This window comes from Bradyrhizobium sp. (assembly GCF_030697065.1).
Taxonomy (GTDB): Bacteria; Pseudomonadota; Alphaproteobacteria; order Rhizobiales; family Xanthobacteraceae; genus Bradyrhizobium.
Genome location: NZ_JAUYQU010000056.1, coordinates 1 through 25219, shown reverse-complemented (window position 1 = coordinate 25219; position 25219 = coordinate 1). Strand labels below are relative to the sequence as shown.

The following is a 25219-nucleotide window of genomic DNA, read 5'->3' as shown; positions in this document are numbered from 1 at the left end:
TCGTCACGCCCGGCGTTGCACCGGTCATGACGGCAATCAACGAATGTCGTTCAAGCGAACGACATCAAGCAAACGTCTTGGTGTAACCCTCGACCACGGCCTTGAGCTTGGCGGCGGTGTCGTCGCTGAGATCGCGGGTGTCGCGGATGGTGTTGAGGATGTCGACGTTCTTGCCGCGCAGCAGCGACAGCAGGCCGTCCTCGAAGCTGCGGACCTTGGCGACCGGCAGCGCGTCGAGATAGCCGTTGACGCCGGCATAGATCACCACGACCTGCTCTTCCATCTTCAGCGGCGAGAATTGCGGCTGCTTCAAAAGCTCGGTGAGGCGCGAACCGCGGTTCAGCAGGCGCTGCGTCGAGGCGTCGAGATCGCTTCCGAACTGGGCGAACGCCGCCATTTCGCGGTACTGCGCCAGCTCGCCCTTGATCTTGCCGGCGACCTTCTTCATCGCCTTGGTCTGCGCCGACGATCCGACGCGCGACACCGACAGGCCGACGTTCACCGCCGGACGGATGCCCTGGAAGAACAGATCGGTTTCCAGGAAGATCTGGCCGTCGGTAATCGAGATCACGTTGGTCGGGATGTAGGCCGACACGTCGTTGGCCTGGGTTTCGATGATCGGCAGCGCCGTCAGCGAGCCGGAGCCCTGGGAGTCGTTGAGCTTGGCGGCGCGCTCGAGCAGGCGGGAATGCAGATAGAACACGTCGCCGGGATAGGCTTCGCGGCCCGGCGGGCGGCGCAGCAGCAGCGACATCTGGCGGTAGGCGACGGCCTGCTTCGACAGATCGTCATAGATGATGACGGCGTGCATGCCGTTGTCGCGGAAATATTCGCCCATGGTGCAGCCGGTGAACGGCGCGATGTACTGCATCGGCGCCGGATCGGACGCGGTGGCCGCGACGATGATGGAGTATTCCAGCGCGCCCTGCTCTTCGAGCACCTTGACGAACTGGGCGACGGTGGAGCGCTTCTGGCCGATCGCGACATAGACGCAATACAGCTTGATCTTCTCGTCGGTCTGCGCGTTGAGCGGCTTCTGGTTCAGGATGGTGTCGAGCGCGATCGCGGTCTTGCCGGTCTGGCGGTCGCCGATGATCAGTTCGCGCTGGCCGCGGCCGACCGGGATCAGGGCATCGATCGCCTTGAGGCCGGTCGCCATCGGCTCGTTGACCGATTTGCGCGGGATGATGCCGGGCGCCTTGACGTCGACGCGCATGCGCTTCTCGGCCTGGATCGGACCCTTGCCGTCGATCGGGTTGCCGAGCGCGTCGACGACGCGGCCGAGCAGGCCCTTGCCGACCGGCGTATCGACGATGGCGCGGGTGCGCTTGACGGTCTGGCCTTCCTTGATCTCGCGGTCGGCGCCGAAGATCACGATGCCGACATTGTCGGTTTCGAGGTTCAGCGCCATGCCGCGGGTGCCGTTCTCGAATTCGACCATTTCGCCGGCCTGGACGTTGTCGAGGCCGTAGACGCGGGCAATGCCGTCGCCGACGGACAGCACCTGTCCGACTTCGGAAACTTCAGCCTCCTGGCCGAAATTCTTGATCTGGTCCTTGAGGATCGCGGAAATTTCCGCGGCGCGGATGTCCATCAGCCTGCCTCTTTCATCGCGTGCTTGATCGAATTGAGTTTGGTGCGAAGCGAACTATCCACCATGCGGCTGCCCAGCTTGACGACCAGGCCGCCGATGATCGAGGGATCGACATTCACGTTGAGCGCGACGTCCTTGCCCGTTACCGATTTCAGGGCGGTCTTCAGGGCGTCGAGATTCTTGTCACTGAGCTGTTCGGCGACCGTCACGTCGGCGGTGGCCTCGCCCTTGAACCTGGCCACCAGCGCGCGGAACGCGCGGATCACGTCGGCGATGGCAAACAGCCGGCGGTTGGCGGTGAGGACCCTGAGGAAATTGGCGGCGACGCCCGAAATTTCAGCCTTGTCGAGCACGGCGGCCAGCGCCCGCGACTGCTCGCCTTCCGAGAAAACCGGGCTGCGGACCAGCCGCTTCAGATCAGCGCTATCGGCGAGCATGGCCTCGAATTTCTCGAGATCAGCCTTCACCGCATCGATGGATTTTTCATCGCGCGCCAACTCGAACAGAGCCGTTGCGTAACGACCGGACACTCCCGAAACCGACGGATCTTCAGCAGCCACTGCGCGCTCTTTTTTGCTGTCAAACTCGCAAGGCAAGAACCGTCGCCACGATGCGGCGCCTAGCGATCCAAGCCCTTGGAATTCAAGCGGGACTTCGATTTACGACCGGCACGGACATCACCGGGCTCGCTAAAATCGCGGCTTTGCTAACATAGCAAGAGCGCAGGTGCAACATGACCGCGGCGACTGGCGATGCCTTGTCGCAGGTTCTTTTGCAGCCGCTGTGCAGGCCGTTGCCCGGCCGCGAATCCGGTGCAGCAAATCATTCGCTGCCCGCAATGTCGCCTTGCGCTCACAGCCGTGAATCGTTCCGCGGTCGTGCTGCATGCCTCCCATGATCCGAAGGCGGGAACAGCGGCTCCCGCGAGTCATTCCATCCACGCGTTACTTGACCGATGACCGTCTGCTCCGACGATGACTTTGCTTGTCAGTATTTCCGAGTAATAATTAAGTTAATTTTATCTTAATCCGTAGAATTACGGAACATTTATCGATTATCTGCATTCGGTCACAAGATGTTTCAGGCCGACATGAAACAATTAGACTGCCTAGTTTACGCCTCATTAAGACACCAAACGACGGCCACTCACATCGGGACGGGGGTTCCACTTGCCACATATGTGGCAATACTATCTTGAGGGACGTTTTATATGCTGACTTCCAATAACCCGACACCGGGAAAACTAACCCGGTCTCGCACGGCGTTAGCCCTTTTCGCCGCAACTCTCCTGCTCGGTGCAGGCGTCACCGAAGCTGCCGCCAAATCCAAAAAGCAGCACCACCGCAATTCCCATCACGCCGCCAAATCCGCCAAACCGTCCTGGCTCAATGCCAATGCGGCGGTCCCGCCGTCGTCGGGCTCCGGGCGCAGCTTCTCGGGAATGGCTTCGTTCTATGGCAATGAATCCGGCAGCAAGACCGCCTCCGGCCAGCGCTTCAATCAGAACGCCATGACCGCCGCTCACCGCTCCCTGCCGTTCGGCACCAAGCTGAAGGTGACCCATGGCGGCCGCAGCGTCGTCGTCACCATCAACGACCGCGGACCGTTCATCAAGGGCCGCGTACTCGACCTGTCGACCGGCGCGGCGAGCGCGGTCGGACTGACCCGCGCCAAGGGCGTCGGTCGCGTGGTCGCCGAGGTCCTGTGACCCGTTCGGGCGTTTGATCGCCCATTCCTTCGGACAGATCCAGCAAGCGTTGCGTCCGAGTAGGGCCGCAGAACTTTCTGTGTGCCGAAGAAGCCTGCCGTCGCCCTGACGGCAGGCTTTTTGCGTTCGTCATTCCGGGTTCGCGTCTTCGACGCGCGCCCCGGAATGACGGCATCCTTTACAAAAAGCTCTGCGGGTCGACGTCGACCTCGAGCTTGAGATTGCCTTTCGTCTTCGGCGCCGTCGCGAGCCATTCGCGCAGATATTCCGACAGGTCGACATGGCGCAGCGACTTGACCAACAGCCGGAAGCGATAGCGGCCCTTGATGACGGCGAGCGGCGCTTCGGCGGGACCCAACACCTTGATCCGCTCGTCGAGCGGCGCGATCGCCGCCAGCTTGCGCGCAAAGCCTTCCGCGGTAGGCCGGTCGCCGGCCGAAATGATCAGGCTGGCGAGCCGGCCGAACGGCGGATAGCCCGATCGTTCGCGCGCCTCGATCTCGCTGGCGTAGAACGCCTCGCGGTCGCACGCCACCAGCGCCTTCATCACGGGATGTTCGGGCTGGTGGGTCTGCAGGTAACCGACGCCGCGGCCCTGGTCGCGGCCGGCACGGCCGATCACCTGGTTGAGCAATTGAAACGTCCGCTCGGCGGCGCGCGGATCGCCGTTGCTCAAGCCCAGATCGGCGTCGATCACGCCGACCAGATTGAGGCGCGGGAAATTATGGCCCTTGGCCACCAGCTGGGTGCCGATGATGATGTCGACCCGGCCGGCCGCGATCTCGTTCAGCTCGCTGCGCATGGTCTCGATCGAGGTTATGAGATCGCTCGACAGCACCATGGTGCGCGCTTGCGGAAACAATTGCGCGGCTTCCTCCTGCAGGCGCTCGACACCGGGGCCGACCGCGACCAGCGATTCCTCGGCCTGGCAATGCGGGCAGACCTTCGGGCGCGGCATCGAGAAGCCGCAGTGATGACAGACCAGGCGCTGGCGAAAGCGGTGATCGACCAGCCAGGCGTCGCAGATGGTGCAGGCGAAGCGATGGCCGCAGGCCCGGCACAGTGTCAGCGGCGCATAGCCGCGGCGATTGAGGAACAGCAGCGCCTGCTCCTTCCGCTCGATGGCGATTTGGACCTGTTCGGCCAGCACCGGCGAGATGAAGCGGCCGCGCGGCGGCGCGGCGCGGCGCAGATCGATCGCCTCGATATGCGGCATGTGCTGGCCGCCGAACCGTGCCGGCAGCACCACGCGCTGATAGCGGCCCTTTCGGGCGTTGACCTCGGTTTCGACCGAGGGCGTCGCCGACGCCAGCACGATCGGAATTTTCGCGATATGGGCCCGCACCACCGCCATGTCTCGGGCGTGGTAGTGCGCGCCCTCGTCCTGCTTGTAGGCCTGGTCGTGCTCCTCATCGACGATGATCAGCCCGAGATTGCCGTAAGGTAAAAACAGCGCGGAGCGCGCGCCCACCACGACAGGCGCTTCGCCCGCCGCGATCGCTGCCCAATTGCGTTGCCGCGTGCGCGGGGTCAATTCGGAATGCCACTCCAGCGGCCGCACCCCGAAACGCGCGGCAAAGCGGTCGAGGAACTGGCCGGTCAACGCGATCTCCGGCATCAGGATCAGCGTCTGTTTTTCGCGCCGTATCACCTCCGCGATGGCTTCGAAATAGACTTCGGTCTTGCCGGAGCCGGTGACGCCGTCGAGCAGTGCGACATGAAAACTGCCATTGGCCGCCAGCGCCCGCATCGCATCCACGGCGATGCGCTGCTGGCTGGTAAAGTCAGGCTGGGAGAAGGACGGATCGGGCGCCGGCGGCGGCAGCGCCCGCGGCATCGGTTCCACCGTCAGCGTGCCCTCGTCGACCAGGCCGTCGATGACGCCGGCGCTGACGCCGGCTTCCCGGGCGGCCTCGGCTTTGCCGTGCAGCAGGCCGTCGGACAGCATATCGATCAGCCGACGCCGCGCCGGCGTCAGGCGCTTTGGCGCGGCCCCGATCAGGCGCACGCCCATCCGCACCCGCTCGGGCCCGAGATGTTCGCCCATCCGCAACGTCATCCGCAGCACCATGCCGCGCGCCGACAGCGTGTAGTTGGCGACCCAGTCGACCAGCGAACGCAGTTCCGGCTTCAGCGGCGGCACGTCGAGCTTCTCGCCGACATCCTTGAGCCGGTTATGCAGCCGCGGATCCGGATTGGCGTTTTCCGCCCACACCACTGCGACCACCTCGCGCGGCCCGAGCGGCACGCACACCACGTCGCCCGGCTTCAAATCCATGCCGCGCGGCACCCGGTAGGAATAGTTTTGATTGAGCGCGACCGGCACCAGCACGTCGACGACGCGCGTCGACGAGGCGGATGATGTGCTGGCGCGCGCGGAATGGTCCATCGGGGAATCAGACTCGGAGTCAAAAGGACGGGGCCAGCTTAGGACCGTGCGCCGGCCGGGGCCAGTGCCGCCGCCGCCTTGGCCGGTTAGCGAACGGTAAACGAAAGAAGTGCGATATAGTCCATCCAAATCAGCAAGGCAGCGCCGTGGCCAAGAACGCAACCAAGTCCATTCCTGCCGCGTCCGTTCCTGCGATCCAGCCGATCGAACTCGACTGCGCCGCCGACGACATCGCGCTGCAGATGACGCGCTGGCTGTCGCATCTGCGCGCCGAGCGGCGGCTGTCGCCGAAGACGCTGGAGGCATATGCCCGCGACCTGCGCCAGTGCCTGGGATTTCTGAGCCGGCACTGGGGCGCGCGGGTGACGCTGGCGCAGTTCGCCGCGCTCGAGGCCAGCGACGTCAGGGCGTTCATGGCGATGCGCCGCGCCGACGATATCGGCGGCCGCTCGCTGATGCGGGCGCTGGCCGGTCTGCGCTCGTTCGGGCGCTTCCTCGAACAGGAGGGCAAGGGCAAGGTCGGCGCGCTCTCGGCGATCCGCGCGCCCAAGGTCGGCAAGAGCCTGCCCAAGCCGATCCAGATGGCGGCCGCCAGGCGTTTTGCCGACGCCGACGAGCGCGCCGGCGACACCCGCGACCCCTGGATCTGGGCGCGTGACGCCGCCGTGATGGCGCTGTTGTACGGCTCGGGCCTGCGCATCTCCGAAGCGCTCGGCCTGAAGCGCCGCGAAGTGCCGCTGCCGGGCGAAGGCGACGTCATCATCGTGACCGGCAAGGGCAACAAGACCCGCATGGTGCCGGTGCTGCAGAACGTGCTGGCGCTGGTGCAGGCCTATGTCGCGATGTGCCCGCATCAGATCAGGCCGGAAGGCCCTGTTTTCGTCGGCGCGCGGGGCGGCCCGCTCAGCCCGCGAATCATCCAGCTCACCATGGAGCGGCTGCGCGGCGCGCTCGGCCTGCCCGACAGCGCGACACCGCATGCGCTGCGGCATTCCTTTGCGACCCACCTCCTGAACCGCGGCGGCGACCTGCGCGCGATCCAGGAGCTGCTCGGCCACGCCTCGCTCTCGACCACGCAGATCTACACCGGGATCGACAGTGAGCGGCTGCTGGAAGTTTACAAGTCGGCGCATCCGCGCGCCTGAGCGCCATCTGTCAAACCCGACACACGGCCGTCACATCCGCTTGCGACTTGCGTGGGCCGCGATGTTCGGTCATTCGTGTCTGCATTCCACAGGGGGAGAGAATCATGGGCGCGCATGAAAGCATGGAGCACGCGGAGCATGCCGAGCATGCGTCCGGCTCCAACAAGAAGATCGCATTGCTGATCGCCATGATCGCGCTGTTTCTGGCGTTCTCGGAAACGCTGGGCAAGGGCGCGCAGACCGACTCCATCAGCAAGAACGTCGAGGCCTCCAACCTGTGGGCGTTCTTCCAGGCCAAGAGCATCCGCCGCACGGTGGTCGAGGCGACGTCGGACCAGGCCCGCCTGAGCCTCGGCCTGATGGGCGACGATGCCGCCAAGGCGGCGCTGGAGAAGCAGATCGAGAACTGGAAGAAGACCGCGGCGCGCTACCGCTCGGAGCCCGAAACCGGCGAAGGTTCGGAGCAGCTGGCGGCGCGCGCCAAACAGGCCGAACATGCCCGCGATCTCTCGATGGCGCGCTACCATCATTACGAGCTCGCCTCGGCCGCGTTTCAGATCGGCATCGTGCTGGCGTCGGCCACCATCATCACCGGCATGATCGCGCTGGCCTGGGTGGCGGGCCTGCTGGCGGTCACCGGGCTGGCGTTCACGGCGATCGGCCTGTTTGCGCCGCATGCCGTGCATTTGATGTAGTTTTCTTCACCTTCTTCCATCCGGAAGAGATGAAGGCCCGCCGGGGCCTGGATCACATGTGGATGGCGCGCTTGCCGACCGCGAGCGCCGCTTCCTTGACGGCTTCCGAGCGGGTCGGATGGGCGTGGCAGGTGCGGGCCAGATCCTCGGCGGAGCCGCCGAACTCCATCAGGACGCAGGCCTCATGGATCAATTCCCCGGCCTCGCGGCCGATGATGTGCACACCGAGCACCCGGTCGGTTTTCGCGTCCGCAAGAATCTTCACGAAACCATCCGTGGTCTGGTTGACCTTGGAACGGCCGTTAGCGGTGAAGGGGAATTTGCCCACGGTATAGGCGATACCGGCCTGCTTCAGCTCTTCCTCGGTCTTGCCGACGGCGGACACTTCCGGCGTGGTGTACACGACGCCCGGGATAACGTCGTAGTTCACATGCCCGGCCTGGCCTGCGAGAATCTCGGCGCAGGCGACGCCTTCGTCCTCGGCCTTGTGCGCGAGCATCGGACCGGCCACCACATCGCCGATCGCATAGACGCCCTTCACGCTGGTGGCGAAATGCGCATCGGTCCGGATCCGGCCGCGATCGTCGAGCGCGACGCCGGCCTCCTTGAGGCCGAGGCCCTCAGTGTAGGCAACGCGCCCGATGCAGACCAGCACCACGTCGGCCTCCAGCTTTTCGGCAGCTCCGCCCGCCGCCGGCTCGACACTGGCCGACAATGTCGTGCCCGAGGTATCGACGCCGGTGACCTTGGCGCCGAGCTTGAAGGAAAACCCCTGCTTTTCGAGAATGCGCTGGAATTGTTTGGCGACTTCGCCGTCCATGCCGGGCAGGATGCGGTCGAGAAACTCCACCACGGTGACCTTGGCGCCGAGCCGGTGCCACACCGAGCCGAGCTCGAGCCCGATCACGCCGGCGCCGACGATCAGCAGGCTCGAAGGCACCTTGTCGAGCGCCAGCGCGCCGGTCGACGACACGATGCGCTTCTCGTCGATCTCGATACCCTTCAGCCGCGCGATGTCCGAGCCGGTGGCGATCACGATGTTTTTGGTCTCGAGCGTTTGCGTCTTGCCGTCACCGCCGGTGACCTCCACCTTGCCGCTGCCGAGCACCTTGCCCTTGCCGTGGATGACGTCGATCTTGTTCTTCTTCATCAGGAACTCGACGCCCTTGACGTTGCCGTCGATGCCCTGCTGCTTGAAATTCATCATCGCTGGCAGATCGAGTTTCGGCTCGGAAACGCCGATGCCCATTTTGGCGAAGGAATGCCCGGCCTCCTCGAACATTTCGGAGGCATGCAGCAGCGCCTTCGACGGCATGCAGCCGACATTGAGGCAGGTGCCGCCGAGCGTGGCGTTCTTTTCGACCACGGCGACCTTCATGCCGAGCTGCGCGGCCCGCACCGCGCAGACATATCCGCCGGGCCCGGTGCCGATGATAACGAGATCGTAGGAAGCCATGATTGAAGTCCTGTAGCTGGAACGTGTGACAGGAATTAGCGCCCGCCCGATACGTCGAGAATGGCTGATGTCACGTAGGAGGCATCGTCCGACATGAGCCAGACGATGGCACTGGCGATTTCGTCTGCGGTGCCGACGCGCTTCATCGGCACGCCGGCGGCGAGCCGGTGGGCGCGTTCGGGATCGCCGCCCGAGGCGTGGATCTCGGTGTCGATCAGCCCGGGCCGGATCGCGGCGACGCGAATGCCCTCGCCGGCGACTTCGTGGCCGAGCCCGATGGTGAAGGAATCGATCGCGCCCTTGGACGCGGCGTAATCGACATAGGTATTGGGGGAACCGAGCTTGGCGGCCACCGACGACAGGTTGACGATGACGCCGCCCTGGCCGCCATGGCGGGTCGACATCCGCTTCACCGCCTCGCGCGCGCACAGTATGCTGCCGGTGATGTTGACCGCCATCATGCGCTGGATGCGCTCGGCCGACATCTCGTCGACCCGCGACGTCGTCCCGACGATGCCGGCATTGTTGACCAGCGCCCCGAGCGTCCCGAATGCGTCGGCCGCCTTGAACATCGCGAGGATGTCGCGCTCGTCGCCGACGTCGCATTTCACCGCGATTGCCTTGCCGTTGCGGCCCTCGATGGCGGCGACCACCTGGCGCGCCGCGGTTTCATTGCTGGCATAGCCGACCACGACGCGAAAGCCGCGCGCTGCGGCCGCAATCGCGGTGGCGCGGCCGATGCCGCGGCTTCCGCCGGTGATGATCACTACCTTGTCGGTCAAGATTTATCCCCCTCGCTCGCAATCCGCGGTGACGATCGGCGCCGGCGGAACCGTGCCGCCGCGGTGCCGCCCGGAGGCGGACATCCGTTTCGGAATGCCGTCAGAGATCCAGCACCAGCCGTGCCGGATCTTCCAGGCTTTCCTTGACGCGGACCAGGAACGTCACCGCTTCCTTGCCGTCGATGACGCGATGATCGTAGGACAGCGCCAGATACATCATCGGCCGGATCTCGACCTTGCCGGCGATTGCCACCGGGCGTTCCTGGATCTTGTGCATGCCGAGAATGGCGGATTGCGGCGCGTTCAGGATCGGGGTCGACATCAGCGAACCGTAGATGCCGCCATTGGTGATGGTGAAGGTGCCGCCCTGCATTTCGTCGATCTTGAGCTGGCCGTCGCGGGCGCGGCGGCCGTAATCGGCGATGCTCTTCTCGATGTCGGCGATCGACTTGTGGTCGCAGTCGCGCACGACCGGCACCACCAGCCCCTTGTCGGTGCCGACCGCGACGCCGACATGGTAGTAATTCTTGTAGATCAGGTCGGTGCCGTCGATCTCGGCATTGGCGGCCGGGATATCCTTCAGCGCCTGCACGCAGGCCTTGGTGAAGAAGCCCATAAATCCAAGTTTACTTCCGTGTTTCTTCTCGAACACGTCCTTGTACTGGGCGCGCAGCGCCATGATGTGGCTCATGTCGACCTCGTTGAAGGTCGTCAGCATCGCGGCGGTGTTCTGCACGTCCTTGAGGCGGCGCGCGATGGTCTGGCGCAGCCGCGTCATCTTCACGCGCTCCTCGCGCGCGGCATCGTCGGCCGGCGACGGCGCCCGCACCTGCACCGAGGCGGCCGGCTGATTGACCGGGGTCGGCGCCGAGGCCGCCTTCTCGATCGCCGCCAGCATGTCGCCCTTGGTCACCCGTCCATCCTTGCCCGAGCCGGGCACGGTGGCGGCATCGACGCCGCTCTCGGCGGAAATCTTGCGTACCGACGGCGCCAGCGGCGCATCCGAGGGCGCAGCTTTCGGTGCGACAGCAGCGGGCGCGGCGGCAGCGGGCGCCGGCGCGGCAGGCGCGGCTGCTTTGGCCGGGGCCGCAGCGGGTTTGGCGGCGGCAGCGACAGCGCCGTCATTGATCTGGCCGAGCAGCGCGCCGACCGCGACGGTCTCGCCGTCCTTGGCGATGATGTCGCCGAGCGTGCCCGCGGAGGGCGCGGGAACCTCGATCGTGACCTTGTCGGTCTCGAGTTCGACCAGGGGTTCATCGACCGCCACGGCATCGCCGGCCTTCTTGAACCAGCGGCCGATGGTGGCCTCGGTCACGGATTCGCCGAGCGTCGGAACGCGAATTTCAGTCATCGTTTGGTTTCCTCTTGCGTGATGGCCGGGCTCGTCCCGGCCATCTACGCCTTGGTCGGTTTTCACAAAGTAAGACGTGGATGCCCGCGACAAGCGCGGGCATGACGACTTAGTTAGATGTCAGCCCAGCGCATCGTCCAGGAAGGCCTTGAGCTGCGCCAGATGCTTCGACATCAAACCGGTGGCGGTCGCCGCCGAGGCGGCGCGTCCGGCGTAGCGCGGACGCTTGTTCGGCGCGTGGATCTGGTTCAGCACCCATTCGAGATAGGGCTCGATGAAATGCCACGCGCCCATGTTGCGCGGCTCTTCCTGGCACCAGACCAGTTCGGCGCCCTTGAAGCGCGCGAGCTCGTGCACCAGCGCCTTCAGCGGCACCGGATAGAGCTGCTCGACGCGCATCAGATAGATGTCGTCGATGCCGCGCTTTTCGCGCTCTTCGTAAAGATCGTAATAGACCTTGCCCGAACACAGCACGATGCGGCGGATCTTGTCGTCCGGCACCAGCTTGATCTTCTCGTCCGGCAGCATCGCCGCGTCATCGTAGAGCAGCCGGTGGAACGTGGTGCCGGCGCCGAGTTCGTCGAGCCGCGAAACCGCGCGCTTGTGCCGCAGCAGCGACTTCGGCGTCATCAGGATCAGCGGCTTGCGGATCTCGCGATGCAGCTGACGCCGCAGCACGTGGAAGAAGTTGGCAGGCGTGGTGGGGTGGACCACCTGCATGTTGTCTTCGGCGCACATCTGCAGGAAGCGCTCGAGCCGGGCGGAGGAATGCTCCGGTCCCTGCCCTTCATAGCCGTGCGGCAGCATGCAGACGAGGCCGGACATGCGCAGCCATTTGCGTTCGCCCGAGGAGATGAACTGGTCGAACAGCACCTGCGCGCCGTTGGCGAAATCGCCGAACTGCGCTTCCCAGACCGTCAGCGCTTTTGGCTCCGCCAGCGAATAGCCGTACTCGAAGCCGAGCACCGCTTCTTCCGACAGCAGCGAGTTGATGACTTCGTAGTGGCCCTGATCGACGCCGAGGTGATTGAACGGCGTATAGCGGCTCTCGTCCTCCTGATCGATCAGCACCGAATGCCGCTGCGAGAAGGTGCCGCGCTCGGAATCCTGTCCCGACAGCCGGACGTGATGCCCCTCTTCCAGCAGCGTGCAGAACGCCAGCGCCTCGCCGGTCGCCCAGTCAATGCCGATGCCGCCATCGATCGCCTTGGCGCGGTTCTCCAGGAACCGCTGCGCCGTGCGATGCACCCGGAAGCCGTCCGGCACCTTGGTGATCCTGCGGCCGATGTCGCGGAGGACCTCGACATCGACGCCGGTAACGCCGCGGCGCGGATCCTCTTCCTGGTCGGCCGACTTGAAGCCGGCCCATTTGCCGTCGAGCCAGTCGGCCTTGTTGGGCTTGTAGCCCGAGCCGGCCTCGAGTTCGGCGTCGAGCCGGGCGCGCCAGTCGGCCTTGGCCTTCTCGACCTCGCCCTCGGTGATCACGCCTTCGGCGATCAGCCGCTTGGAATAGATCTCGACCGTGCCGGGATGGGTGGCGATCTTCTTGTACATCACCGGCTGGGTGAACGCCGGCTCGTCGCCCTCGTTATGGCCATGGCGGCGATAGCAGAACATGTCGATGACGACCGGCTTGTGGAATTTCTGCCGGTATTCGATCGCGACCTTGGCCGCGAACACCACGGCTTCCGGATCGTCGCCATTCACATGGAAGATCGGCGCATCGATCATCTTCGCCACGTCGGACGGATAGGGCGAGGAGCGCGAATAGCGCGGATAGGTGGTGAAGCCGATCTGGTTGTTGACGATGAAATGCAGCGAACCGCCGGTGCGGTAGCCCTTGAGGTCGGACAGCGCGAAGCATTCCGCCACCACGCCCTGGCCGGCGAAGGCGGCGTCGCCATGCAGCAGCAACGGCAGCACCGAAATGCGCATGTCCGGCGGATCGCCGTGCTGGTCCTGCTTGGCGCGCACCTTGCCGAGCACCACCGGGTCGACGATTTCGAGATGCGAGGGGTTGGCGGTCAGCGACAGATGGATCTTGTTGTTGTCGAACTCGCGGTCCGACGAGGCGCCGAGATGATATTTGACGTCGCCGGAGCCCTCGACCGCGTCGGGATTGGCCGAGCCGCCCTTGAATTCGTGGAACAGCGCGCGGTGCGGCTTGCCCATCACCTGGGTCAGCACATTGAGGCGGCCGCGGTGCGGCATGCCGACCACGATTTCCTTCACGCCGAGATTGCCGCCGCGCTTGATGATCTGCTCCAGCGCCGGAATCAGCGATTCGCCGCCGTCGAGGCCGAATCGCTTGGTGCCGGTGAATTTGACGTCGCAGAATTTTTCGAAGCCCTCGGCCTCGATCAGCTTCATCAGGATGGCGCGGCGCCCTTCGCGGGTAAAACTGATTTCCTTGTCCGGCCCTTCGATGCGCTCCTGGATCCAGGCCTTCTGCGCGCCGTTGGAGATGTGCATGAACTCGACGCCGAGCGTCTGGCAGTAGGTGCGCTCGCAGATCGCCACGATCTCGCGCAGCGTCGCATATTCGAGGCCCAGCACGTGATCGAGGAAGATCTTGCGGTCGTAGTCGGCCTCGGTGAAGCTGTAGGACCGCGGATCGAGTTCTTCGCGGTCGCGCGCCGGCTCGATTCCGAGCGGGTCGAGCTTGGCGTGGAAATGACCGCGCATGCGGTAGGCGCGGATCAGCATCAGGGCGCGGACCGAATCCCGGGTGGCCTGATGAATGTCGGCCGCCGTGACTTCACTTCCCTTGTCGTTTGCCCTGGGCTGCGCCTGCGCCTTGGCGGCGATCTTGGCGCCGACGGCCTTTTCGACCTGCGCCCAGTTGCCGTCGAGCGCGGACGTCAGATCGTCGCGCGGCGTCAGCGGCCAGTTGTCCCGGCCCCAGGACGGCCCGTCGGCGTTCTTTTGCGCGTCGGCGGGTGCGTCCTTCAGGCTCTTGAAGAAGGCCTGCCAGTCGGCGTCGACCGAATTGGGGTCTTTCTCGTAGCGGGCATAGAGATCGTCGATATAGGGAGCATTGGTGCCCTGCAAAAACGAGGAGAGGGCAAAGGCGGCGTTCGCGTCCTGGCGAGACATACTGGCGTCCTGGTGATTTCGACTAGCGCATGGAATACGGCGCAAAGGCCGATCCGGGCACCGGATCGGCCTGATAGGGCATCTTTTACCCTATTTAGGGCGAATGTTCGCCCCGAAAAGAACCAAGGATTGAATTAGGACTTCAATTTTTCGACAAGAGTCTTCCCGAGCCGCGCCGGCGATGGCGAGACTGTGATTCCGGCGGCTTCCATCGCCGCGGTCTTGGAGCCGGCGTCGCCCTTGCCGCCGGAAATGATGGCGCCGGCATGTCCCATGCGGCGGCCCGGAGGGGCGGTGACGCCGGCGATGAAGCCGACCATCGGCTTGGCGCGCCCGCGCCTGGCCTCGTCCCGGATGAACTGGGCGGCGTCTTCCTCGGCCGAACCGCCGATCTCACCGATCATGACGATCGAGGTGGTCTTGGGATCGGCCAGGAACATTTCCAGCATGTCGATGAATTCGGTGCCCTTGACCGGGTCGCCGCCGATACCGACCGCGGTGGTCTGGCCGAGGCCTTCCTGGCTGGTCTGGAACACGGCCTCATAGGTCAGCGTGCCCGAGCGCGAGACGATGCCGACATTGCCCGGCTTGAAGATGTTGGCCGGCATGATGCCGATCTTGCACTCGCCGGCGGTCATCACGCCAGGGCAATTTGGCCCAATGAGCCGCGACTTCGATCCCTGCAGCGAGCGCTTGACCCGCACCATGTCGAGCACCGGAATGCCCTCGGTGATGCAGACGATCAGCGGAATTTCCGCGTCGATGGCTTCGCAGATCGCGTCGGCCGCACCCGGCGGCGGCACGTAGATCACGCTGGCGTCGGCGCCGGTCTTTTCCCGCGCCTCGGCCACGGTATCGAACACCGGCAGATTGAGATGCACCGACCCGCCTTTGCCCGGCGAAATGCCGCCGACCATTTTGGTGCCATAGGCGATTGCGGCTTCCGAATGAAACGTGCCGTTCTTGCCGGTAAATCCCTGGCAAATGACTTTCGTGTTCTTGTCGATCAGGATGGACATGTCTGGGTTTGCTTTCGCGGACGGCGGGACAAAGGGATCAGTGGATGCGCCGGTAAACGCCGGTGAGCACGTCGGCCCAGCCTTCCGCGTCAGGCGAGAACTGGATTTTCATGCTGTAGCTGTTGTCGTCGATGATTTCATAGACATGACGCGCATTGCCGCGCAGCGAGCCGCGCACCAGGATCAGGGCGTTGCCGGTCCAGCCGCCGGAGGCCGGCGACGGCGGGTAGTAGCCGAGCGAGTCGTGCCAGAACAATTTGTAGAGCCGGTCTTCGCGGTCGTAGGTGAACACGCCATGCGTCGCAAAGGTTTCCTGGCCGTCGCGGGTCTGGCGGGTGTCCTGAATGAGATAGAAGCCGTTGAGATCGATGCGGGCGGTGACGTGCGAGATGGCGGGCCCGCCGGCGGTCCAGCGCGACGGATACACCATCTCCTCGCCGGTCCACTCGCCCGCGAACGCCGAGAGCCTGCGGTGCTCCGCGAGTGGCGTCGGTGCGGCGAGATGGTCCTGGGCCATGGGCTAGCCTCCCTTGACGGCCTTGACGATTTTCTGGGCGGAATCATCGAGATTGTCGCCGGCCAGCACGTTGAGGCCGGAATCGGCGATGATCTTCTTGCCGGCTTCGACATTGGTGCCTTCAAGCCGCACCACCAGCGGCACTTTCAGCCCGACTTCCTTCACCGCCGCGACCACGCCCTCGGCTATGACATCGCACTTCATGATGCCGCCGAAGATGTTGATCAGGATGCCCTTCACATTGGGATCGGCGGTGATGATCTTGAACGCCGCGGTGACCTTGGCCTTGTCGGCGCCGCCGCCGACATCGAGGAAGTTCGCCGGCGCCATGCCGTAGAGCTTGATGATGTCCATGGTGGCCATCGCAAGCCCGGCGCCGTTGACCATGCAGCCGATGGTGCCGTCCAGCGTGATGTAGTTGAGATCGTATTTGGACGCCTCGATTTCCTTGGCGTCTTCTTCGCTCTCGTCGCGCAGCGCCACGACTTCGGGATGGCGGTACAGCGCGTTGTCGTCGAACGACACCTTGGCGTCGAGCACGCGCAGGTCGCCCTGTTTTGTCACCACCAGTGGATTGATCTCCAGCATCGCCATGTCCTTGGCGACGAACGCGGTATACAGCTGCACCACCAGTTTTTCCGCCTGCTTGGCGAGATTGCCGCCCAGGCCCAGCGCCTTCGCAACTGTGCGGCCGTGGTGGCCCATGATTCCGGTAGCAGGATCGACCGAGAAGGTTACGATCTTCTCTGGCGTCTTGTGCGCCACTTCCTCGATGTTGACGCCGCCTTCGGTGGACGCCACGAACGACACTCTGGAAGTTTCACGGTCGACCAGGATCGACAAATAGAACTCCTTGTCGATCTCGGAGCCTTCCTCGATATAGAGGCGATTGACCTGCTTGCCGGCCGGGCCGGTCTGTTCGGTGACCAGCGTTGCGCCCAGCATTTGCTTGACGAACTGGTTGACGTCGGCGGCGGACTTGGTGACGCGCACGCCGCCCTTGTCGCCGGCAGAGGCTTCCTTGAATTTGCCCTTGCCGCGCCCTCCGGCATGGATCTGGCTCTTCACCACCCAGACCGGACCGCCGAGTTCGTCGGTGGCGAGGTCGGCGTCGGACGCCTTGAGGATGGCGACCCCGCGCGGCACCGCCACTCCGAATTCCCGCAGCAACGCCTTGGCCTGGTATTCATGGATGTTCATCTGGACGTTCCCCAAACCCTCATTGCGACGAATCTGAAATTCTAGTGCTTATGCTGGGTGGCACACCATATGCCACGATCGCTGTCATCACATGCTCCGGAGCCTCCGGCGCCTGTTCCGGGGTCCGCTTCCGGCGAACCCCTGAGCAACCGGCGGAATCAGCGGCCGAGCAGATCCGGCGCGATCTTCTTGCAGGCATCGACCAGACCCTGCACCGCGCCCACCGACTTGTCGAACGCCTCGCGGTCCTTGCCCGCCAATTCGATCTCGACGATGCGCTCGACACCCTTCGATCCGATCACGACGGGCACGCCGACATACATGTCCTTCACGCCGTATTCGCCGTTGAGATAGGCCGCGCAGGGCAGCACGCGCTTCTTGTCCTTGAGATAGCTCTCGGCCATCGCGATCGCGGACGCGGCGGGGGCGTAGAATGCCGAGCCGGTCTTCAGCAGGTTGACGATCTCGGCGCCGCCATTGCGGGTCCGGTCGACGATCTCGTCGATCCGTGCCTGCGAGGTCCAGCCCATCTTGACCAGGTCGGGCAATGGAATGCCGGCCACGGTGGAATATTTCACCAGCGGCACCATGGTGTCGCCATGTCCGCCCAGCACGAAGGCGGTGACGTCCTCGACCGAGACGTTGAATTCATCGGCCAGGAAATAGCGAAAACGCGAGGAATCCAGCACGCCCGCCATGCCGACCACCTTCTTGTGCGGCATGCCCGAGGCCTTCTGCAGCGCCCAAACCATGGCGTCGAGCGGGTTGGTGATGCAGATGACGAAGGCTTCGGGAGCGTATTTCTTGATGCCGGCGCCGACCTGCTCCATCACCTTGAGGTTGATGCTGAGGAGATCGTCGCGGCTCATGCCGGGCTTGCGCGGCACGCCGGCGGTGACGATGCAGACCTTGGCGTTGTCGAGCGCTTCATAGGAGTTGGCGCCGGTGAAATGCGCATCGAAACCGTCGACCGGCGAGGATTGCGCGATGTCGAGCGACTTGCCCTGCGGCACGCCCTCGGCGATGTCGAACATCACGACGTCCCCCAGCTCTTTCAGGCCGATGAGATGAGCCAGGGTTCCGCCGATCTGACCGGAGCCAATCAAAGCAATCTTGTCACGCGCCATGGGAAATCTGTCCTGTGAAGGTCAAGGAGGATGGGTAGAAGGAAGCTGGATGGCTGGTTATCCCTTTCGAAGGACCCGTTCAAGTCAACCTATGCCCAATTATCGCCCCTGCCTCGATTTCGACCAGGGGCGGTTGTCATTCCGGGGCGCGTCGAAGAGGCGAACCCGGAATTCAGAGGTTATCGGTCGAGATTCCGGGTCTGGTCCTGCGGACCATCCCGGAATGACGGCACCGGTGTTACGTCTCCACCAATCCGGTGCTGGAGCCGCTCGCGGCCGAATCCTTGTGGCCGTGCGGCAGCGCCAGATAGGATTCCGAACTCATCTCGATCAGCCGTGAAGATGTCCGCTTGAATTCGTTGGCCTCATGGCCTTCGGTCGCTCCATACAGCGACAGCGGATCGGCCCCGGCCGAGGCCATCAGTTTCACCGCATTGTCATAGAGCGTGTCGATCAGCGTGATGAAGCGCTTGGCGGCGTTGCGATCGGCGTAATCCATCGCCGGAATGCGATCGATCATGATGGTGTGGTAGTCGTGCGCGAGCCGCAGATAGTCGGACGCCGCCAGCGGCTTCTCGCAGAGGTCCGGAAACGAAAACCGCGCCACGCCATGCGCCGAACACGGCACGCGCAGGATACGGCCCTTGATCGAAATGTCGCGCGGCCGGCAGGGCGCGTTGCCGGTCATCCGGCCCCAGGCCATGTCGAGCGCGGCCGCGGCGCCGCGATCCGCCGGCACCAGCCACATCTTCACGCCCGCGAGCTTTTCCAGCCGGAAGTCGGTGCGGGCGTCGAGCCGCAGCACCTCCATATGCGTGGATATCTGTGCGATGAAGGGCAGAAACAGCGCCCGGTTCAGGCCGCCCTTGTAGAGATCGTCGGGCGCGACATTGGAGGTTGCCACCACGACGGTGCCGAGCTCGAACAATTTCGAGAACAGCCGGCCGAGGATCATCGCATCGGCGATGTCGGTGACGTGGAATTCGTCGAAGCACAGAAGCCAGGCCTCGTCGAAGATCGCGGCGGCCGTGAGCCCGATCACGTCGCCATCGGAAATCTCGCCGCGCTTGATGTTCTGGCGGTAGCCGTAGATCCGCTCGTGCACCTCGGCCATGAATTCGTGGAAATGGGCGCGGCGCTTGTGCACCACCGGGCTCTGCTGGAAAAACAGGTCCATCAGCATGGTCTTGCCACGGCCGACCTCGCCGTGGACGTAGAGGCCGCGCGGTGGCGGCTCGCGCTTGTCGGCAAACAGTCGGCCGAACAGGCTTTGCTTGCGCAGCGGCTTGTAGCCGCTCAGCCGCGCCTCGAGATCCGCAAACGCATCGACGGCCGCAGCCTGCGCGGGATCGGCCTCGATCGCGCCGGAGGACACGAGGCTCTCATAATGGGCGCGGAACGAGGCATCGGGCGGAGACAGCATGCCCCTTACGGCCCCAGCGGGAGCAAAATTGCAAGGTATGAAATAGTGGGAGGGGTATGCGGAGGCTGACCTGCACAAAACTCGTCATGGCCGCGAGGCGGGTAGAGCGGCCTATCGATTGAACCTCAGGCGCGACACCGCCGCTCACGCGCTCAGCGCGTAGGAATCCTCGACCACATAGGGGCCGCCGCCGGTGGAGGCGCGGGAAGAGAACAGCACGAAGCGCGACGCCGTGAACACCCGGGTGGGGAAATAACCGCGCACCGACAGATAGTCGGCGACGTCCTGGTTGGAGGCGTCACGCAGCCGGGCCAGCGTCACATGCGGGGTGAATTTGCGGCCCTCGGGGTCGAGCCCGATGCGCTGCATCAGGCGTTCCAGCTCGGCCTGCAGCTCGATCAGGGGGCGGCTCGGCACGACGGAAGCGACCACCGCGCGGGGCTTCTTGCCGCCAAAACTCGACAGGCCCTGCAGCGCGACCTCGAACGGCTTGCGGTTGATGCGAAACAGCAGCGAGGCGATCTCGTTCGCCGCGACGCCGTCGATATCGCCGATGAAGCGCAAGGTGACGTGATAATTTTCGGGGTCGACCCAGCGCGCGCCGGGAAGGCCGCCGCGCAAATTGGAAAGCGTCTGGCCGATCTCGGCCGGGATTTCCAGTCCAGTGAACAAGCGCGGCATCGCAAGACTCCCGATGCAAGAACCCGGTATCGAATCACCGATGATTATTTTTTACCGCAGGATTGTGACTCTGCGAAGCATGGGGCGCGAGGCCCGTGAAAACTCCTGTGCTTAAGGTTATCGCTGCCTGTTTTTCAACTGGGTTGCCCTGGTATCGTGCCCAGAAATGCCTCCACCGTGGGCAGGATGTTCCTGACGATGACGTCGATGCCCTCCGCGGTCGGATGCAGCCCGTCCGGCTGATTGAGACTGGCCTCGGTGGCGACGCCCTCGAGGAAAAATGGATACAGCGGCACGCCGAACTCCCTGGCGATGTCGGGATAGATCGCGTTGAAGCGGGCCGCGTAATCGGCGCCGTAATTTGGCGGTGCGTACATCCCGCACAGCAGAACGGCGATGTTGCGGGCCTTCAGCCGCGTCAGAATGTCCGTCAGCGCCGATCGGGTCACCTTGGGATCGACCCCGCGCAGCGCGTCATTGGCGCCGAGCTCGACAATCACGGCCTGGGTTCCCTCCGGGATCGACCAGTCGAGCCGGTCGCGGCCGCCCGAACTGGTGTCGCCGGAAACCCCGGCGTTGATGATGTCGACCGCTATGCCCTTGGACTGCAATGCTTTTTGCAGCCGAGCGGGAAACGCCGCGGGGGCCGACAGGCCGAAGCCGGCACTCAGCGAGTCACCCAGAACCACCATCTTCACCGGCTTGCTCTCGCGGGCCGCCGTCGCCTGGGCGCAGGCCGTAGCGGGCGCCAGCAGCGCCAAGCTCAACACGAGCATGTGCGCGAACATCCGCCGTGCCCCCTCGACCTTGCCCGGGGAAGTGCCATATGAGCGGACCATGGACAGTCTCATCGAACCCTCATCACTGGCCGGCCCCGAGCCGGACACCATTGCCATCTCAAACGTCAATCTCTCGCTCGGTGCGGGCGCGGCGCGCGTGCATATCCTCAAGGATATCAGCCTGCGGGTCGCTTCAGGCGAAGCGATCGGCCTGATCGGCCCCTCCGGCTCAGGAAAATCCACCCTCCTGATGGTGATGGCGGGGTTGGAGCGTCCTGACAGCGGAGAGGTGGTGGTCAGCGGCACCCCGTTCAATGCCCTCGACGAGGATGCGCTGGCGCGCTTCCGCGGCCGCCACGTCGGCATCGTGTTCCAGTCGTTCCATCTGATTCCGACCATGACGGCGCTGGAAAATGTCGCCGTCCCGCTGGAGCTCGCCGGCAATCCCGATGCGTCCAGGCGCGCGGCGCAGGAACTGGCCTCGGTCGGGCTCGGCGACCGCCTGCATCATTACCCCACCCAATTGTCCGGTGGCGAACAGCAGCGCGTCGCGCTCGCCCGCGCGCTGGCGCCCGACCCGGCGATCCTGGTGGCTGACGAGCCTACCGGCAATCTGGACGAAACCACCGGCAAACAGATCGTCGATCTGCTGTTCACCCAGCATGCCGAGCGCGGCATGACGCTGGTGCTGGTCACCCACGATACCTCGCTGGCGCAGCGCTGCGACCGCGTGGTGCGGCTGCGCTCCGGCCGGATCGACACCCAGCCCGCCGTTCGCGAAGCCGCTTCATGAGCCTTGCTCTCGAACGTATTACCGCCGAACCCAACTCCGGCAGCCGCGCCACGGCGCTCGCGCTGCGCTACGCCCTGCGCGAATTGCGCAGCGGCCTGCGCGGCTTCTATGTGTTCATTGCCTGCATCGCGCTTGGCGTTCTGGCGATTGCCGGGGTCGGGTCGGTAGCGGCGAGCCTCGGCGACGGGCTGGCGCGCGAGGGCCGCACCCTGCTCGGCGGCGATGTCGCCTTCTCCCTGATCCAGCGCGAGGCCAAGCCGGAGGAAATCGCGTTTCTGCGATCGCGCGGCGAAGTCTCCGTCGCCGCGACGCTGCGCGGCATGGCCCGCACCGGCGATGGCCGCCTCGCTTTGGTCGAGCTCAAGGCGGTGGACCGTGCCTACCCGATGCTCGGCGTATTGACGCTCAAACCAGCGATGCCGGTGGCGGATTTGCTGGCGGAGCGTGACGGCGCGTTTGGCGCCGCCGCCGATTCGATTCTGCTGGCGCGGCTCGATCTCAAGGTCGGCGACCGCATCTCCGTCGGCAATGCGACATTCCAGATTCGCAGCTTGGTCTCAGCCGAGCCGGACAAGCTGGCCGGCGGCGTCGGGCTGGGTCCGCGCTTCCTGGTCAGCGAAGCCGGTCTGCGCGCCACCGGGCTGCTGCAGCCGGGCAGTCTGGTGCGCTGGATTTATCGGGTCAAACTGCCCGATAGCGCCGCCAATGATCGCGCCGCGGCCGCGCTCGCCGATGACGCCCGAAGCAGCCTGCCCGAGGCCGGCTGGGAGATCCGCAGCCGCGACAATGCTTCGCCGCAACTCGAACGCACCATCAACCGCTTCACCCAGTTTCTGACCCTGGTCGGCCTCGCCGCGCTGCTGGTCGGCGGCGTCGGCGTCGCCAATGCCGTCAAGAGCCATATCGATCGCCGCCGCGACGTCATCGCCGCCTTCAAGGCGCTGGGCGCCACCGGCCGCGACGTCTTCACCATCTATCTGACCCAGGTGGTCGTGCTCGCCACCGTCGGATCGGTGATCGGTCTTGTCGCCGGCGCGGCGCTGCCCTTTGCCATCGTCGGCATTTTCGGCAAGCTGTTGCCGCTGCCGGTGGTGCCGGCGCTGCATCTCGACGAGTTGGCGCTGTCGTTCGTCTACGGCCTGTTGACCGCGCTCGCCTTCGGATTGTGGCCGCTCGGCCGGGTGCATGACGTTCCGGTGGCGGCGCTGTTCCGCGAGGCGGTCAGCAGCGAATGGCATCGCCCGCGCTGGGGTTATCTGGTGCTGATGGCTGCCGTGATCTCGCTGCTGATCGCGGTGGCGATCGGGCTCGCCTATGACAAGCGGGTCGCGGCGGTATTCGTGGCCTCCTCGATCGTGGTGTTCGCGCTCCTGCGCGGCATCGCCGCCGGCCTGATGGCGCTGGCGCGTCGGCTGCCGCGCACCCGCATCACCATGCTGCGGCTGGCGATCGCCAACATCCACCGGCCCGGCGCGCTGACGCCGTCGGTGGTGATGTCGCTCGGCCTCGGCCTCGCGGTGCTGGTCACCATCACCCAGATCGACGGCAATCTGCGGCGGCAATTCCTGGCGGCGTTGCCGGACCGCGCGCCGTCGTTCTATTTCATCGACATTCCCACCGGCGAGTCCGAACGTTTCGACGCCTTCCTGAAGCAGACCGCGCCGCAATCGACCGTCGAGGACGTGCCGATGCTGCGCGGACGCATCGTCGGCGCCCGTGGCGTCAAGGCGGAAGAGCTCAAACCGTCATCCGATATCGCATGGGTGCTGCAGAGCGATCGCGGCCTGACCTATACCGCCGAAATTCCCAAGGGATCGAAGGTGGTCGAGGGCCAATGGTGGAGCGCCGATTATGCCGGCCCGCCGCTGGTCTCGATCGAGAAGAAGATCGCCGACGGGCTCGGCCTCAGGATCGGCGACGAGATCGTCATCAACGTGCTCGGCCGCGACATCCCGGCCACCGTCGGCAATATGCGCACCGTGGACTGGCAAGGGCTGGGCATCAATTTCGCGCTGGTATTCTCGCCCAACGCCTTCAAGGGCGCGCCGCATACCCATATCGCGACCCTGACCGAGGCCCAACCGGACCCCGCCGGCGACGCCCGGATCGTCAAGGCGGTAGCCGACGCCTTCCCGACGGTGACCAGCGTGCGGGTGCGCGAGGCGCTGGAGACCATCGGGACGGTGGTGACCAATCTGGTGCTGGCGATCCGCGGCGCCAGCACGGTGACGCTGATTTCGGCCATCCTGGTGCTGGGCGGCGCCCTGGCCGCCGGCCACCGCCACCGGGTCTACGACGCCGTCATCCTGAAAACCCTCGGCGCCACAAGGGCCCGGCTGCTTGGCGCCTATGCGCTGGAATATCTGATGATCGGCTTTGCCACCGCGATTTTCGGGGTGTTCGCCGGTTCCGTTGCCGCTTGGCTGATCGTGACCCGGCTGATGACCCTGAGCTTCACCTGGCAGGCCGGCAGCGCCGCGGGCGTGGTGGCGGCGGCGCTGATCGTGACGGTGGGCCTCGGGCTCCTCGGCACGCTGCTGGCCCTGAACCAGAAGCCGGCAACGGTGCTGCGAAATCTGTAACAAATTGTAATGGTGGCCGCCAAGGTTAACGCGGGCTTGCCGCGACCCGCCCGCCTCGGGCGCCGCCTGATAACATGCCGCAGAGCGACATTCAGCCGCGCATGGAAGCTGGCGGTGAACTTGCGGTGAATGTGGTAGTTTCCCACATATCAGTCGGGTCAGACGCCGGCCTGTTGACGCAAAGTCCTGTCAGCAGAGACGGCATCTGAGATAGATTTTCTAGCTGGCGCGGCAAACCCTTGCTTCGCCGGGCCAACAAATGGGAATTCGACCATGTCGGACCTAGACCGCAACTACGCTTCTCCCTTCGGCCGGGCCGCCGGGCGCACTGACGCTGCGATCGTCGACGCCGGTCTGCGCTCCTACATGCTGCGCATCTATAACTACATGACCATCGGCCTGGCCATCACCGGCCTCGCTGCGCTGGGTGTCTATATGGCGGCGGTGACCACCGATCAGGCCGGCGCCGCGGCCAGGTTCGGCAACGCCTATCTGACGCAGTTCGGCTACGCGATGTATGTCAGCCCGCTGAAGTGGCTGTTCATCCTGGCGCCGCTGGCCATGGTGTTCGCGATCTCGTTCGGCATCAACCGGCTGAAGCCCGCTACGGCACAGCTGATGTTCTGGGCGTTCGCGGCGCTGATGGGCATCTCGCTCTCGTCGATCTTCCTGGTGTACACGCACACCTCGATCGTGCGGGTGTTCTTCATCACGGCTGCCTCGTTCGGTGCGCTGAGCCTTTACGGCTACACCACCAAGCGTGACATGACCGGCATGGGCTCGTTCCTGATCATGGGCCTGTTCGGCGTCATCATCGCGAGCGTGGTCAACATCTTCCTCGCCAGCTCGATGCTGCAGTTCATCGTGTCGGTGGTCGGCGTG

Annotated in this window: 20 protein-coding genes; 6 read left to right on the top strand and 14 right to left on the bottom strand. The window is 64.8% G+C overall.

The features are described from left to right. Positions 1 to 64 precede the first annotated feature (64 nt). Positions 65 to 1594 carry a F0F1 ATP synthase subunit alpha gene (gene atpA / locus Q8R73_RS03890; RefSeq protein WP_305718218.1) on the bottom strand — a complete coding sequence of 510 codons (1530 nt, stop codon included), beginning with the start codon at positions 1592 to 1594 and terminating at the stop codon, positions 65 to 67. Next, positions 1594 to 2154 carry a F0F1 ATP synthase subunit delta gene (locus tag Q8R73_RS03885; RefSeq protein ID WP_305718217.1) on the bottom strand — a complete coding sequence of 187 codons (561 nt, stop codon included), beginning with the start codon at positions 2152 to 2154 and terminating at the stop codon, positions 1594 to 1596. The genes atpA and Q8R73_RS03885 overlap by 1 nt, the downstream gene beginning before the upstream one ends. Before the next feature lie 650 nt (positions 2155 to 2804). On the opposite strand from Q8R73_RS03885, the gene Q8R73_RS03880 reads away from it, so the two are divergent. Further along, complete coding sequence (locus Q8R73_RS03880) at positions 2805 to 3302, top strand: septal ring lytic transglycosylase RlpA family protein (protein WP_305718216.1); 498 nt, start codon at positions 2805 to 2807, stop codon at positions 3300 to 3302. 178 nt (positions 3303 to 3480) lie between these two features. Here Q8R73_RS03880 and Q8R73_RS03875 read toward each other — a convergent pair whose 3' ends face one another. Then, positions 3481 to 5691, bottom strand: coding sequence for a primosomal protein N' (locus Q8R73_RS03875; RefSeq protein WP_305718215.1), 2211 nt, complete (start codon positions 5689 to 5691; stop codon positions 3481 to 3483). Positions 5692 to 5933: 242 nt separating this feature from the next. Between Q8R73_RS03875 and Q8R73_RS03870 the strand changes: the two genes are divergently transcribed. Next, on the top strand, positions 5934 to 6836 hold the full coding sequence (locus Q8R73_RS03870; protein WP_305718247.1) for a tyrosine recombinase XerC: 903 nt from the start codon (positions 5934 to 5936) through the stop codon (positions 6834 to 6836). A 104-nt stretch (positions 6837 to 6940) separates the two neighbouring features. Continuing rightward, the gene (locus Q8R73_RS03865; protein WP_305718214.1) at positions 6941 to 7531 is read left to right on the top strand and encodes a DUF4337 domain-containing protein; all 591 of its coding nucleotides are present in this window, start codon (positions 6941 to 6943) and stop codon (positions 7529 to 7531) included. 52 nt (positions 7532 to 7583) lie between these two features. Here Q8R73_RS03865 and lpdA read toward each other — a convergent pair whose 3' ends face one another. The 11 genes from lpdA to Q8R73_RS03810 all read right to left on the bottom strand — a co-directional run bounded on the left by lpdA (position 7584) and on the right by Q8R73_RS03810 (position 21022). Then, complete coding sequence (gene lpdA / locus Q8R73_RS03860; protein WP_305718213.1) at positions 7584 to 8987, bottom strand: dihydrolipoyl dehydrogenase; 1404 nt, start codon at positions 8985 to 8987, stop codon at positions 7584 to 7586. 35 nt (positions 8988 to 9022) lie between these two features. Continuing rightward, the gene (locus tag Q8R73_RS03855; protein ID WP_305718212.1) at positions 9023 to 9769 is read right to left on the bottom strand and encodes an SDR family oxidoreductase; all 747 of its coding nucleotides are present in this window, start codon (positions 9767 to 9769) and stop codon (positions 9023 to 9025) included. A gap of 100 nt (positions 9770 to 9869) precedes the next feature. Continuing rightward, positions 9870 to 11120 carry a 2-oxoglutarate dehydrogenase complex dihydrolipoyllysine-residue succinyltransferase gene (gene odhB, locus Q8R73_RS03850; RefSeq protein ID WP_305718211.1) on the bottom strand — a complete coding sequence of 417 codons (1251 nt, stop codon included), beginning with the start codon at positions 11118 to 11120 and terminating at the stop codon, positions 9870 to 9872. 120 nt (positions 11121 to 11240) lie between these two features. Continuing rightward, positions 11241 to 14216 (bottom strand): 2-oxoglutarate dehydrogenase E1 component, encoded by a 2976-nt coding sequence (locus Q8R73_RS03845; RefSeq protein WP_305718210.1) that lies wholly within the window; start codon positions 14214 to 14216, stop codon positions 11241 to 11243. A gap of 134 nt (positions 14217 to 14350) precedes the next feature. Then, on the bottom strand, positions 14351 to 15235 hold the full coding sequence (sucD, locus tag Q8R73_RS03840) for a succinate--CoA ligase subunit alpha (protein WP_305718209.1): 885 nt from the start codon (positions 15233 to 15235) through the stop codon (positions 14351 to 14353). A 37-nt stretch (positions 15236 to 15272) separates the two neighbouring features. Then, on the bottom strand, positions 15273 to 15752 hold the full coding sequence (locus Q8R73_RS03835) for a DUF1579 family protein (protein WP_305718208.1): 480 nt from the start codon (positions 15750 to 15752) through the stop codon (positions 15273 to 15275). A 3-nt stretch (positions 15753 to 15755) separates the two neighbouring features. Then, positions 15756 to 16952 (bottom strand): ADP-forming succinate--CoA ligase subunit beta, encoded by a 1197-nt coding sequence (gene sucC, locus Q8R73_RS03830; protein WP_305718207.1) that lies wholly within the window; start codon positions 16950 to 16952, stop codon positions 15756 to 15758. Positions 16953 to 17110: 158 nt separating this feature from the next. After that, the gene (mdh, locus tag Q8R73_RS03825) at positions 17111 to 18079 is read right to left on the bottom strand and encodes a malate dehydrogenase (protein ID WP_291867862.1); all 969 of its coding nucleotides are present in this window, start codon (positions 18077 to 18079) and stop codon (positions 17111 to 17113) included. A gap of 238 nt (positions 18080 to 18317) precedes the next feature. Further along, complete coding sequence (gene zapE / locus Q8R73_RS03820; RefSeq protein WP_305718206.1) at positions 18318 to 19502, bottom strand: cell division protein ZapE; 1185 nt, start codon at positions 19500 to 19502, stop codon at positions 18318 to 18320. 144 nt (positions 19503 to 19646) lie between these two features. Continuing rightward, positions 19647 to 20183: an RNA 2',3'-cyclic phosphodiesterase gene (gene thpR, locus Q8R73_RS03815; protein WP_305718205.1), complete on the bottom strand. Its 537-nt coding sequence runs from the start codon at positions 20181 to 20183 to the stop codon at positions 19647 to 19649. A 134-nt stretch (positions 20184 to 20317) separates the two neighbouring features. Beyond that, on the bottom strand, positions 20318 to 21022 hold the full coding sequence (locus Q8R73_RS03810; protein ID WP_305718204.1) for an arylesterase: 705 nt from the start codon (positions 21020 to 21022) through the stop codon (positions 20318 to 20320). On the opposite strand from Q8R73_RS03810, the gene Q8R73_RS03805 reads away from it, so the two are divergent. The 3 genes from Q8R73_RS03805 to Q8R73_RS03795 form a co-directional block, all read left to right on the top strand. Then, a complete protein-coding gene (locus Q8R73_RS03805; protein ID WP_305718203.1) occupies positions 21021 to 21755 on the top strand; it encodes an ABC transporter ATP-binding protein in 735 nt (244 codons plus the stop codon). The genes Q8R73_RS03810 and Q8R73_RS03805 overlap by 2 nt on opposite strands. Then, positions 21752 to 24337, top strand: coding sequence for an ABC transporter permease (locus Q8R73_RS03800; RefSeq protein ID WP_305718202.1), 2586 nt, complete (start codon positions 21752 to 21754; stop codon positions 24335 to 24337). The genes Q8R73_RS03805 and Q8R73_RS03800 overlap by 4 nt, the downstream gene beginning before the upstream one ends. A gap of 273 nt (positions 24338 to 24610) precedes the next feature. Further along, positions 24611 to 25219, top strand: a 609-nt coding sequence (locus Q8R73_RS03795) for a Bax inhibitor-1/YccA family protein (protein WP_305718201.1), incomplete at its 3' end; no start/stop codon positions are given.

Bases quoted from the DNA above. Each gene is read 5' to 3' on its own strand.
- sucC (WP_305718207.1), bottom strand. From the start codon at position 16,952: ATGAACATCCATGAATACCAGGCCAAGGCGTTGCTGCGGGAATTCGGA.
- zapE (WP_305718206.1), bottom strand. From the start codon at position 19,502: ATGCTGTCTCCGCCCGATGCCTCGTTCCGCGCCCATTATGAGAGCCTC.
- Q8R73_RS03865 (WP_305718214.1), top strand. From the start codon at position 6,941: ATGGGCGCGCATGAAAGCATGGAGCACGCGGAGCATGCCGAGCATGCG.
- Q8R73_RS03835 (WP_305718208.1), bottom strand. From the start codon at position 15,752: ATGGCCCAGGACCATCTCGCCGCACCGACGCCACTCGCGGAGCACCGC.
- Q8R73_RS03810 (WP_305718204.1), bottom strand. From the start codon at position 21,022: ATGGTCCGCTCATATGGCACTTCCCCGGGCAAGGTCGAGGGGGCACGG.
- sucD (WP_305718209.1), bottom strand. From the start codon at position 15,235: ATGTCCATCCTGATCGACAAGAACACGAAAGTCATTTGCCAGGGATTT.
- Q8R73_RS03845 (WP_305718210.1), bottom strand. From the start codon at position 14,216: ATGTCTCGCCAGGACGCGAACGCCGCCTTTGCCCTCTCCTCGTTTTTG.
- lpdA (WP_305718213.1), bottom strand. From the start codon at position 8,987: ATGGCTTCCTACGATCTCGTTATCATCGGCACCGGGCCCGGCGGATAT.
- thpR (WP_305718205.1), bottom strand. From the start codon at position 20,183: ATGCCGCGCTTGTTCACTGGACTGGAAATCCCGGCCGAGATCGGCCAG.
- odhB (WP_305718211.1), bottom strand. From the start codon at position 11,120: ATGACTGAAATTCGCGTTCCGACGCTCGGCGAATCCGTGACCGAGGCC.
- Q8R73_RS03805 (WP_305718203.1), top strand. From the start codon at position 21,021: ATGGACAGTCTCATCGAACCCTCATCACTGGCCGGCCCCGAGCCGGAC.
- Q8R73_RS03880 (WP_305718216.1), top strand. From the start codon at position 2,805: ATGCTGACTTCCAATAACCCGACACCGGGAAAACTAACCCGGTCTCGC.
- mdh (WP_291867862.1), bottom strand. From the start codon at position 18,079: ATGGCGCGTGACAAGATTGCTTTGATTGGCTCCGGTCAGATCGGCGGA.
- atpA (WP_305718218.1), bottom strand. From the start codon at position 1,594: ATGGACATCCGCGCCGCGGAAATTTCCGCGATCCTCAAGGACCAGATC.
- Q8R73_RS03800 (WP_305718202.1), top strand. From the start codon at position 21,752: ATGAGCCTTGCTCTCGAACGTATTACCGCCGAACCCAACTCCGGCAGC.
- Q8R73_RS03875 (WP_305718215.1), bottom strand. From the start codon at position 5,691: ATGGACCATTCCGCGCGCGCCAGCACATCATCCGCCTCGTCGACGCGC.
- Q8R73_RS03870 (WP_305718247.1), top strand. From the start codon at position 5,934: ATGACGCGCTGGCTGTCGCATCTGCGCGCCGAGCGGCGGCTGTCGCCG.